Annotated in this window: 10 protein-coding genes and 1 riboswitch; of the genes, 9 read left to right on the plus strand and 1 reads right to left on the minus strand. The window is 71.0% G+C overall.

All coding sequences use genetic code 11. The features are described from left to right. Positions 1 to 19: 19 nt before the first annotated feature. Complete coding sequence (locus tag QTI51_RS06740; RefSeq protein WP_116908860.1) at positions 20 to 1,741, minus strand: ClcB-like voltage-gated chloride channel protein; 1,722 nt, start codon at positions 1,739 to 1,741, stop codon at positions 20 to 22. 57 nt (positions 1,742 to 1,798) lie between these two features. Then, positions 1,799 to 2,067, plus strand: a riboswitch (cobalamin riboswitch). An 86-nt stretch (positions 2,068 to 2,153) separates the two neighbouring features. Here QTI51_RS06740 and QTI51_RS06745 point away from each other — a divergent pair. The 9 genes from QTI51_RS06745 to QTI51_RS06785 all read left to right on the plus strand — a co-directional run bounded on the left by QTI51_RS06745 (position 2,154) and on the right by QTI51_RS06785 (position 10,690). Continuing rightward, complete coding sequence (locus tag QTI51_RS06745; protein WP_116908861.1) at positions 2,154 to 4,082, plus strand: TonB-dependent receptor domain-containing protein; 1,929 nt, start codon at positions 2,154 to 2,156, stop codon at positions 4,080 to 4,082. Then, on the plus strand, positions 4,067 to 5,494 hold the full coding sequence (locus QTI51_RS06750) for a cobyrinic acid a,c-diamide synthase CobB (RefSeq protein WP_116908862.1): 1,428 nt from the start codon (positions 4,067 to 4,069) through the stop codon (positions 5,492 to 5,494). Before QTI51_RS06745 ends, QTI51_RS06750 begins: the two co-directional genes overlap by 16 nt. Further along, on the plus strand, positions 5,478 to 6,080 hold the full coding sequence (locus QTI51_RS06755; RefSeq protein ID WP_286512286.1) for a bifunctional adenosylcobinamide kinase/adenosylcobinamide-phosphate guanylyltransferase: 603 nt from the start codon (positions 5,478 to 5,480) through the stop codon (positions 6,078 to 6,080). The genes QTI51_RS06750 and QTI51_RS06755 overlap by 17 nt, the downstream gene beginning before the upstream one ends. Beyond that, entirely contained in the window at positions 6,077 to 6,958 is an 882-nt protein-coding gene (locus tag QTI51_RS06760; RefSeq protein WP_116908864.1) for a helical backbone metal receptor, read from the plus strand. The genes QTI51_RS06755 and QTI51_RS06760 overlap by 4 nt, the downstream gene beginning before the upstream one ends. Further along, positions 6,955 to 7,980 carry a FecCD family ABC transporter permease gene (locus tag QTI51_RS06765; protein ID WP_116908865.1) on the plus strand — a complete coding sequence of 342 codons (1,026 nt, stop codon included), beginning with the start codon at positions 6,955 to 6,957 and terminating at the stop codon, positions 7,978 to 7,980. The genes QTI51_RS06760 and QTI51_RS06765 overlap by 4 nt, the downstream gene beginning before the upstream one ends. Beyond that, positions 7,977 to 8,777: an ABC transporter ATP-binding protein gene (locus QTI51_RS06770; protein ID WP_116908866.1), complete on the plus strand. Its 801-nt coding sequence runs from the start codon at positions 7,977 to 7,979 to the stop codon at positions 8,775 to 8,777. Before QTI51_RS06765 ends, QTI51_RS06770 begins: the two co-directional genes overlap by 4 nt. Before the next feature lie 148 nt (positions 8,778 to 8,925). Next, positions 8,926 to 9,495 carry a cob(I)yrinic acid a,c-diamide adenosyltransferase gene (gene cobO, locus QTI51_RS06775; RefSeq protein WP_116908867.1) on the plus strand — a complete coding sequence of 190 codons (570 nt, stop codon included), beginning with the start codon at positions 8,926 to 8,928 and terminating at the stop codon, positions 9,493 to 9,495. 5 nt (positions 9,496 to 9,500) lie between these two features. Beyond that, positions 9,501 to 10,217 carry a 5,6-dimethylbenzimidazole synthase gene (gene bluB / locus QTI51_RS06780; protein WP_116908868.1) on the plus strand — a complete coding sequence of 239 codons (717 nt, stop codon included), beginning with the start codon at positions 9,501 to 9,503 and terminating at the stop codon, positions 10,215 to 10,217. Further along, positions 10,217 to 10,690: a MotA/TolQ/ExbB proton channel family protein gene (locus QTI51_RS06785; RefSeq protein WP_116908869.1), complete on the plus strand. Its 474-nt coding sequence runs from the start codon at positions 10,217 to 10,219 to the stop codon at positions 10,688 to 10,690. The genes bluB and QTI51_RS06785 overlap by 1 nt, the downstream gene beginning before the upstream one ends. Positions 10,691 to 10,718: the final 28 nt, after the last annotated feature.

Genomic DNA, 10,718 nt, shown 5'->3' on the forward strand with positions numbered 1-10,718 from the left:
CAGTGCTTTCGTGGTGTCTTCAGGCTTCGCTCAGCCGCACGTAGGTGGCCAGCAGCGCGCTCTTGGCGACCACGCCCAGCAGCACCGGGTTGCTGGCGCTCTCGATGAGCGGCAGCCGCTCGCCCAGGTGGTCGAGAAAGCGCTGCAGCGCCTCGCCGAGCCCGGTGTCCGCGGTGACCGGCAGGATGGCTTGCGACAGCAGGGCACCCGCGCTGGTCTCGGTGGGCGCGCTGCCCAGCGCCGCGAGCGGCACCACGCCGAGGTAGCGGTTGCCGGCATCGACCACGTACAGGTACTTCACCGGGTGCTGCAGGAAGAGCTTGCTCATCGCCTCGCGGTCGGCCTCGGGCCCGACCACCGTTTCGGCCGGTTGCGCCAGGTCGCGCATGTGCAGGCCGCGCAGGCGCAACTGCGTGTCGCGCTGCTCGTTGCGCCGCAGCGTGATCTCGTACATCGACCCCGCGTTGGCCGAGCGCGCCACGAAGTACGCGATGACGCTGGCCGCCATCAGCGGCAGCATGACCTGGTAGCTCAGCGTCATCTCGAAGATCATCAATATCGCCATCAGCGGTGCCTGCGTGGCGCCCGCCAGGAACGCGCCCATGCCGACGATGGCGTAGGCGAACGGTGCCGACGTGGCGGCCGGCCACAGCGCCTGCACCCCCTGGCCGAACAGCGCGCCCACCATGCAGCCGAAGAACAGCGCGGGCGTGAACACGCCGCCCACCGCGCCCGAGCCGGCCGTGGCCAGCGTGGCGGCGAGCTTCGCGACCAGCACCAGCGCAATGAGCGTCCACGGCCACGGCGTGTGCAGCACGCCGTTGACGATGCTGTAGCCGTTGCCCCACACCTCGGGCATGGGCACGGAGATGGCGCCCATCAGCAGCCCGCCCAGCGCCAGCCGCCACGGCAGCGCCAGCGGCAGCCGCGAGAACTGCGCGCGGCTGCCCTGCAGCGCGCGCAGGAAGCCGATGGCCGCAAACCCGAGCAGCACCCCGAGCACGCAGAACAGCACGACCTCGGTGCCGTGCGTTTCAGGAAAGGCCGGCATCGCATACGGCGGCTGGTAGCCGGGCAGCGCGCGCATCGCGACGTTGGCGACCACCGAGGCGATGATGATCGGCCCCACGCTTTCCATCGCGATGGAGCCCAGCACGATTTCCGCGACGAAGAAGGCGCCCGCGATGGGCGCGTTGTAGGCGGCGGTGAGCCCCGCCGCCGCGCCGCAGGCCACCAGCAGCCGCAGCCGCTCGGCCGGAAAGCGGAACACCCGCCCCAGCAGCGACGCGGCCAGCGCAGCGAGCTGCACCATCGAGCCTTCGCGCCCGATGGAGCCTCCCGTGCCGATGCTCACCAGCGACGAGGCGCTGCGCACCAGCGTCTGCGCCACCGGAATGCGGCCGTCGCCGAGCACGATGGCTTCCATGTAGTCGGAGGTGGCACTGCGCACCGCCACGCGACGTGCCGCCACCAGCAGCAGGCCCGCCACCAGCCCGCCGAGCGTGGGGCAGGCAATGCGCGCCCACCACGGCAGGTGTTTGGCCATGGCCACCAGCCCTTCGCCGGGGCCTAGCAGCAGGTGCTCGAAGTGGTAGAGCGCCGCGCGAAAAAGCTCGGTGGCCAGCGTGCCGAGCAGCCCCGCCACGATCGACCACAGCAGCATCGATTGCCAGCCGGAAACACCAAAGAGGCGCTGCAACGCCGAACGAAGATTCAGGAACATCGAGGCAGGCCGCATCATGGCGGCCGATGTTAGCGGCGGGGCGCAACTTTCGACTTAAAGACGAGTCCGCAGGGCCTAAAATGCCGCCCGTTGGTGCTCGCGGCGTGGTTCGCACGGCGCAGTTCAACGGGAAGCAGGAGTCAAAGCCCGCCCGACCTTCGCGTTCACGCAGGTCGGAACATGGCCGAAGCCACCTGCGCTGCCCCCGCAACGGTCAAGCAGACGGCGCCGCAAGGCGCCACCCCCTTTCCATCCAAGCCACTGGGCGCCCTGAAACAGGTGCCTGGGAAGGCGGCGAGGGGTGCTCTGCCAGCCCGGATACCGGCCAACAAGGCGGCCGCCGCATGCGCAACACGCATGAGGCGGCCATGGTGCCCATGGCGCTGGCGGGAGGCCGGCGAGGGGTATAGACGTTCGTTCGGTCCATTCAATGATTTCCCACGCTTGCTTTTCCAGCGGCCGCGCACCCGCGCGCCGTGTTCGCTTCGCCTGCCTGCCTTTGCCGATGGTGGTGGCGCTGGCTTCCGCCTTCGGCGGCCCGGCCCATGCCCAGGAGGCCGCGGCCCTGAGCGAAACGGTGGTCACGGCCAACCGCACGCCGCAGGCGCTGTCCGAACTGGTGGGCGACGTGTCGGTCATCGACCGCCAGACCATCGAGCGCAGCGGCGCCACCGGCGTTGCCGACGTGCTCGCGCGCGTGCCCGGCATCGAGATCACGCGCAACGGCGGCGTGGGCAACACCACCAGCCTGTTCATCCGAGGTGCGGAAACGCGCTTCACCGCCGTGTACCTCGACGGCGTGCGCATCGACTCGCAATCGACCGGCGGCGCCGGCTGGGAAGGTATTCCGCTGTCGCAGATCGACCGCATCGAAGTGCTGCGCGGCCCGGCCGCCGCGGTGTACGGCTCGGACGCCATCGGCGGCGTGATCCAGCTGTTCACCCGGCGCGGCGAAGAGGGCGTGCGCCCCTACGCGGGCATCGGCTTCGGCAGCAAGGGGCTGCGCAAGATCGAAGGCGGCGTGAGCGGCAAGTCGGGCCTGCTCGACTACTCGTTCGGCGTCGAGCACGAAGAGAGCAAGGGCTTCAACGTGCAGCCCGTGGACAAGCGCACCGTCAGCAAGGACGGCTTCACCAGCCCCGACCGCGACGGCTACCACAGCACCTCGGGCAACCTGAAGCTGGGCTTCCAGCTCACGCCCGACCAGCGCCTTGACGCCACGCTGCTCGCAAGCGACATCAGCGCGGGCTACGACGCCAGCGTGTCGTACCGGACCCGGCTCCCCATCCTGTTCGCCAACGACATCTCCAACAACACGCTGCGCACCGCCGGGCTGACCTGGTCGTCGAAGTGGAACGAGGTCTACAGCACCCGCGTGCAGGTGACCGACTCGCAGTCGGTCTACAAGACGCAGCCTTCGTTCTATCGCACGCAGACCAACCTGCGCGGCTACCTGTTCCAGAACGAGTTCCGCTTCGGCCCGCACCTGGTGACGGCCACTTTCGAGCGCCGCGAAGACGCGCTCGAAAACGCGCCCACCACCTCGTCGAAGCTGCTCTCGCGCGACCGCGCACAGGACGCGCTCTCGCTGGGCTACGGCTTCGTGCAGGGTCCGCATTCGCTGCAGCTGCATGCGCGCCACGACAAGGACAGCGAGTTCGGCGGCAAGACCACCGGCAGCGCCGCGTACGGCTACGCCATCACCCCGGCGCTGCGTTTCAGCGCCTCGGCCGGCACGGCGTTTCGCGTGCCGACGCTGTACCAGCGCTTCAGCGAATACGGCGTGGGCACGCTGCGCCCCGAACGCAGCCAGAACGTGGAGCTGGGCCTGAACTACGCCCAGGCCGACACCACCGCCGGCATCGTGGTGTACCGCAACCGCGTGCGCGACCTGATCAACTTCGTGGGCACCGCCAAGGGCTGCGCCTCGGCGTTCGGCTGCTACACCAACGTGAGCCGCGCCACGCTGCAGGGCGCCACGCTGTCGGCCAGCCAGCGCCTGGGCGACGTCACGCTGCGCGCCTCGTTCGACATCCAGGACCCGAAGGACGTGTCCACCGGCAACCTGCTCGCGCGCCGCGCCAAGCGCCACGGCACCGTGGGCGCCGACTGGCGCGTGGCGGGCTGGACGCTGGGCGCCGAGGTGCAGGCGTCGAGCCAGCGCTACGACGACACGGCCAACACCGTGAAGCTGGGCGGCTACACGCTGCTGAACCTGTCGGCCAGCACCAAGATCACGCGCGACCTGAACCTGGTGGCGCGCGTCGACAATGTGGGCAACAAGGACTACCAGTACGCGCGGCTGTACGCCAATGCAGGCCGCACCGCGTACGTCGGCCTCAAGTGGACGCCTCAGTAAACCAAGCTTCGCAAACCCACGGCATCTCCGGTGCCGCGGCGCTCACCTGCGCCGCGGTGCTGGTGGCCGCCCCTGCCTCGGGGCAGGGCAAGACCACCGTTGCCGCCGCGCTCGCGCGGCTGCACGCCCGCCAGGGCCGCCGCGTGCGCGCCTTCAAGTGCGGGCCCGATTTCCTGGACCCGCACTGGCTGGCGCTGGCCACCGGCGCGCCGGTGCATTCGCTGGACCTCTGGATGACCGGCGAGGCCGACTGCCGCGCACGCCTGCGCGCCGCCGCGGCCGAGTGCGACCTGCTGATCGTCGAGGGCGTGATGGGCCTGTTCGACGGCACGCCCAGCGCGGCCGACCTGGCCGAGCGCTTCGGCCTGCCGGTGCTGGCCGTGATCGACGCGCACGCCATGGCCGGCACCTTCGGCGCGCTGGCCTATGGCCTGCAGAACTTTCGCCCCGGCCTGCCGTGGGCCGGCGTGCTGGCCAACCGTGTCGCCAGCGAGCGGCACGCGGGCATGCTGAAAGACGCGCTGCGCGAGCCCGCGCAATGGATGGGTGCGTTGCCGCGCGACGCGGGCTTCACGCTGCCCGAGCGCCACCTGGGGCTGGTGCTGGCGACCGAGCTCGGCGATGCAATGGCGCGGCTCGATGCCGTGGCCGACGTGCTGGCCGACACGCCGCTCGGCCGGCTGCGGACATCGCAGCTTCCGCAGGCGAGCTTCGGGGCACCTGAGCCCCAACCTGAGAACGAAGGGGCGCACGCCGTGCCGCCCTTGCTCGCCGGCCGCACCATCGCCATCGCGCGCGATGCGGCCTTCTCCTTCATCTACCCCGCCAACCTCGACGTGCTGGTGTCGCTGGGCGCGCGGCTTTCCTTTTTCTCCCCGCTTGCGGGCGACGGCTTGCCCGCCTGCGATGCCGTGTGGCTGCCCGGCGGCTACCCCGAGCTGCACGCCGAGGCGCTGTCGGCCTGCGTGCCGCTGCGCGAGGCGCTCGCCGCGCATGCCGCGGCCGGCAAGCCGGTGTGGGCCGAGTGCGGCGGCATGATGGCGCTGTTCGACGAGCTCGCCACGCCGAATGGCGCGCGTGCGCACCGCATGTGGGGCCTGCTGCCCGGCAAGGTCACCATGCAGAAGCGGCTCGCCGGCCTCGGCCCGCAGCAGCTCACGCTGGGCGCGCACACGCTGCGCGGCCACACCTTCCACTATTCGCTGTGCGACACGCCGCTGGCGCCCGTCGCCCACACCGCGCGGCCCGGCCTGACCCAGGCCGTGGGCGCACGCGGCGGCGAGGCGCTGTACGTGCACGGGCCCGTGCGCGCCAGCTACTTTCATGCGTGGTTCGCGTCCAGCCCGGAAGCGACCGCGCGCCTGTTCAGCGCCATGCCCATCGAGTTGGAGCGCCATGCCTCTGTCGAATAAGCCGAAGACCGCCACGCACGAGTTCATCCTGGGCGGCCAGAAGAGCGGCAAGTCGCGCCGCGGCGAGCAGCGCGCGCTCGACTGGCTCGCCGCCGCGCCGCGCCACCGCGCCGTGATGATCGCCACCGCCCAGGCCTACGACGACGAGATGCTCGAGCGCATCGTGCGCCACCAGGCCGACCGCGCCGAGCGCCTGCCGGGCATGCGCACCATCGAGGAGCCCATCGAGCTTGCGCGCGCCATCGTCACCCAGAGCACGGCCGAGACGCTGGTGGTGGTCGACTGCCTCACGCTGTGGCTCACCAACCTGATGATGCCCATGCCCAGCGAGGCTGCACGGCCCGCCACGCGCACGCCCGCGGCGCACATCGCCATGCTGCTGGTGGCGCTGCGCGAGGCGCGCGGCCCGGTGGTGCTGGTGGGCAACGAAATCGGGCTGGGCGTGATCCCGCTGGGCCGCGAAACGCGCGCCTTCGTCGACGCGCTCGGCCGCCTGAACCAGGAAGTGGCCGCCGTGTGCGACCGCGTGACGCTGATGGCCGCAGGCCTGCCCCTGACCCTGAAAGCGCCCGCCGCACCGACATGAGCATGAAGAAGACACGCACGACGCTGGCCGCCCTGGGCCTGGCACTGTCCGCCCTGGCCGCGCATGCGCTCGACGTGGTCGACGAGCGCGGCGTGACGGTCAGCCTGCCGCAGCCGCCGCAACGCATCGTCACGCTGCTGCCGTCGCTCACCGAATCGGTGTGCGCGCTGGGCGCCTGCAACCGGCTGGTGGGCATCGACCGCTATTCGAATTCTCCCGAGCAGGTGAAGGCGCTGCCGCAGGTCGGCGGCGGGCTCGACCCCAACGTGGAGGCCATCGTCGCGCTGAAGCCCGACGCGGTGCTGCTGGCCAAGTCGTCGCGCGTCACGCAGCGGCTGGAGGCGCTGGGCATGAAGGTGCTGGTGCTCGAGCCGAAGAACCACGCCGACGTGCGGCGCGTGCTCGACAAGCTCGACCAGGTGCTGGGCACGCACGACGCGCCCAGGGTGTGGCGGGTGATCGACGCCAGCGTGTCGGCCGCCGCGCAGTCGCTGCCCGCGAGTGCCAGGGGCCTGCGCGTGTACTTCGAGGTGAACAACGCACCTTACGCGGCGGGCGAGTCGTCGTTCATCGGCGAGACGCTGGCGCGCCTGGGCGTGAAGAACATCGTGCCGGCCGCGCTCGGCCCGTTCCCCAAGCTCAACCCCGAGTACGTGGTGCGCGCCAACCCCGACCTCATCATGGTCAGCGTGCGCAGCGCGCAGGGGCTGGAGCAGCGCCCCGGCTGGGCCGGCATTCGCGCGGTGCGCGAGGGGCGCATCTGCCGCTTCAGCGCCGAGCAGTCCGACGTGCTCGTGCGCCCCGGCCCGCGCATGGACGAGGCCGCGCGGCTGATGGCGCAGTGCATCGCCGAGCAGGGCGCGAAGGGCCCGCGGTGAACGCGGCGGCCAGGCACACGGCCCACCTGCAACGCGTGGTGCTGCTGGGCGCCGGCCTGCTGGTGCTGGGCGCCGCGCTGATGCTGCTGGGCCTGGGCATCGGCAGCACGGGTTTCGAAAGCCTGCTGTCGGCGCGGCACGACCCGGTGGCGCTGCAGATCGTGTGGGACATCCGCCTGCCGCGCACGCTGGGCGCGTGGCTGGCCGGCGCGCTGCTGGGCCTGGCGGGCGCGGTGGCGCAGGGCCTGTTCCGCAACCCGCTGGCCGACCCTTACCTGCTGGGCAGCGCGTCGGGCGCCTCGCTGGGCGTGGCGGTGGCGCTGCTGATGTTCGGCGGCTCGGCCGCCAGCGCGCAGTGGGTGATGCGGCTCGGGCTCACGGGCGCGGCCTTTGTCGGTGCGGTGCTGGCGGTGATGCTCACGCTGATGCTCGCGCGCGGCGTGCAGCAGACGCTGCGCCTGTTGCTGGCCGGGGTGATCGTCGGCGTGGTGCTGGGCGCCGCCAAAGACCTGATCACCATCGCCTCGGCGGACATCCTGCAGGCGCTGCAGGGCTTCGTGCTCGGCAGCACCGGCCTGGTCGGCTGGAGCGCCTGCGCGGTGATGGCCATGGTCGGCGCCGTGTGCCTGCTGCTGGCCTGGGCGCTGGCGCCGGTGCTCGACGGCCTGGCGCTGGGCGAGGCCACCGCGCGCAGCCTGGGCCTGCCGCTGGGCGCGATGCGCGCGGCGCTGGTCGTGGTGCTGGCGCTGGCCACCGGCGCCGCGGTGGCGCAGACCGGCCTGATCGCCTTCGTCGGCCTGGCCGCGCCGCACCTGGTGCGCTCGGTCGTGAAGACCACGCATGCGCGCCTGATTCTTTTGTCGGCGCTCATGGGCGGGCTGCTGCTGATGGCCGCCGACCTGCTGGCGCGCTGGCTCATCGCGCCGCAGGAGCTGCCGGTGGGCGTGCTGACCGCGGTGCTCGGCGGCAGCTACCTGCTGTGGCTGATGCACCGGCGCGGCGCGCGGAGCGGCGTTGCATGAACCCGAACACCCTGAACGGCACCAGCACCACCCCCGCGCTCGAAGCCCGCGGCGTGAGCGCCACGCTGGGCGCGACCGAGGTGCTGCACCACATCGACCTGCGGCTGTCCGCAGGTCGATGGACCAGCATCGTCGGGCCCAACGGCGCGGGCAAGTCGACCTTGCTGAAAGCGATGGCGGGCCTGCTGGCGCACCGTGGCGAGGTGTTGCTCTTCGGCGAGATGCAGGGCAAGGTGCCGGCGCGTGTGCGTGCCCAACGCCTGTCGTGGCTGGGCCAGAGCGGCACGGGCGAGGGCAGCGCGGACGACCTGATGGTCTACGACGTCGCCATGCTCGGCCGGCTGCCGCACCAGCGCTGGCTGGCCGCCCCCAGCGTGGCCGACCGCGAGGCGGTGGAACGCGCCCTGCGCAGCACCCAGGCCTGGGACTGGCGCGACCGCCCGCTGGGCCAGCTGTCGGGTGGCGAGCGTCAACGCGTGTTGCTGGCGCGAGCCCTCGCGGTCGAGGCCGAGCTGCTGCTGATGGACGAGCCGCTCGCCAACCTCGACCCGCCGCACCAGGCCGACTGGATGCAGACCGCCCGCGCGCTCGTCGCCCAAGGCAAGACGGTGGTCAGCGTGCTGCACGAGTTGCCGATGGCGCTGGCGGCCGACGAACTGGTCGTGATGAACCACGGCCGTGTCGTGCACCACGGCGGTTGCAGCGACCCTGCGACCCACACGGCGCTGGAGCAGGTGTTCGACCACCGCATCCGGGTGCATCGGGTGGCGGACCAGTGGATTGCGTTGCCGCGATGACTGCCTTTGCGTTTGGCGTTGGCTGTTCAGGGCGCGATCGTTGTGCGCAGCGGTCGTTGATCGCGGTTCACCAAGAGTGCACCCGTCCCGAACAGCAGCAGCGTCCCCAACAAACCGCCGAACACAGAACACTGAAATTGGAAGCAGCATGCAAATAGAAACCCCTCCCAGCGAAAAGCCGTACAAAAAGCCCGAAGGCGAACGCCGGGGCATCGTCATCGTCAACACCGGCGACGGGAAGGGCAAGAGCACCGCCGCCTTCGGCCTCGCGCTGCGGGCCCACGGCCGCGGCAAGGCCGTGAAGATCTACCAGTTCATGAAAGTGCCGAGCGCACGGTTTGGCGAACATCGCATGTTCGAGCAGATCGGCATTCCCATCGAAGGGCTGGGCGACGGTTTCAGCTGGAAGAGCCAGGACCTCGAACGCTCCGGCCAACTGGCGCGCGACGGCTGGGAAAAGGCCAAGGCGACGATCATGTCCGGCGAGTTCTTCCTGGTGGTGCTCGACGAGATCACCTACCCGCTGATCTACGGCTGGCTGCCGCTCGACGGCGTGCTCGAAACATTGCGCGCCCGCCCCAAGCACGTGCACGTGGTGCTCACCGGGCGCCGCTGCCCGCCCGAGCTCATCGAGCTGGCCGACACCGTCACCGAAATGACGCTGGTCAAGCACGCGTTCAAGGCCGGCATTCCCGCGCAGCGCGGCATCGAAGACTGAACGGCATGGCGCACGCGTTCGAGGCGAGCGACGCCAGCGCGGTCTACCGCGCCATCCACGAGCGGCGCGACATGCGCCACTTCGCGGGCGGGCAGGTCGCGCCCGAGGTGCTGCGACGGCTGCTCGGTGCGGCGCACCACGCGCCCAGCGTCGGCTTCATGCAGCCCTGGCGCTTCATTCGCATTCGCGGCCAGGCGCTGCGCGAGCAACTGCACCGCGTGGTCGAGCACGAGCGCGTGCTCACGGCCCGCGCCCTCGGCGAGCGCGAAGACGAGTTCATGCGCCTGAAGGTGCAGGGCCTGCTCGACGCGGCCGAGCTGCTGGCGGTGTCGCTGGCCGACGGACGCGAAAAACACGTGTTCGGCCGACGCACGCTGCCGCAGATGGACCTGGCCTCCGCCTCCTGCGCCATCCAGAACCTGTGGCTCGCGGCGCGCGCCGAGGGGCTGGGCATGGGGTGGGTGTCGCTGTTCGACCCGGCCGAGGTGTCGGTGCTGCTCGGCCTGCCCGAAGGCGCCGAGCCCATCGCCTTGCTGTGCCTGGGGCCGGTGGACGCGTTCTACGAAGAACCCATGCTGCAGCGCGAACGCTGGGCGCGCCGCGCGCCGCTGTCGTCGCTGGTGTTCGACGAAGGCTGGGGGCGGGCTTCGGACCTGTTCGACGCTTCGCCTCTTTCTTCTTCTTCGTCTTCCCCTTCTTCCATTCCCATGGAGCCGACCTGATGCTCGCTTTCGACACCGTTCTCTTCGAGCTCGCGCGGCTGTTCCTCTGGCCCGTGACGCTGGGCGTGCTGCTGTCCTTCGTGTATGCCGTGTACTGCCTGGGCGCCTTCGGCATCGAATACCTGCAGCGCCGCCGCGACCCGCTGCGCGCGCTGGTGCTGCAGCGCCACGCGGGCGCCAGCCAGGAGCAGATGGAGCTGGTGGTGCTCAAGCAGCTCGAAGGCGTGCGCCTGTGCAGCCGCGTGGCGCCGATGCTGGGGCTGATCGCCACCATGATCCCGATGGGCCCCGCGCTGGTGGCCGTGGCCTCGGGCGAATCGCAAGGCGTGGCGCAGAGCCTGGCACCGGCGTTCGCCAGCGTGATCGTGGCGCTGGCGTCGGCCTCGATCACCTTCGTGGTCTACACCGTGCGGCGCCGCTGGCTCATGCGTGAACTGGTGACGGTGCTGGACGCGCGGGATCGCCTCTCATGAGCGCTGCGCCGGGCCGCCCCAAGCAAGC

Origin of the sequence: Variovorax sp. J22G73 (assembly GCF_030317035.1) — a bacterium.
Taxonomy (GTDB): domain Bacteria; phylum Pseudomonadota; class Gammaproteobacteria; order Burkholderiales; family Burkholderiaceae_C; genus Variovorax.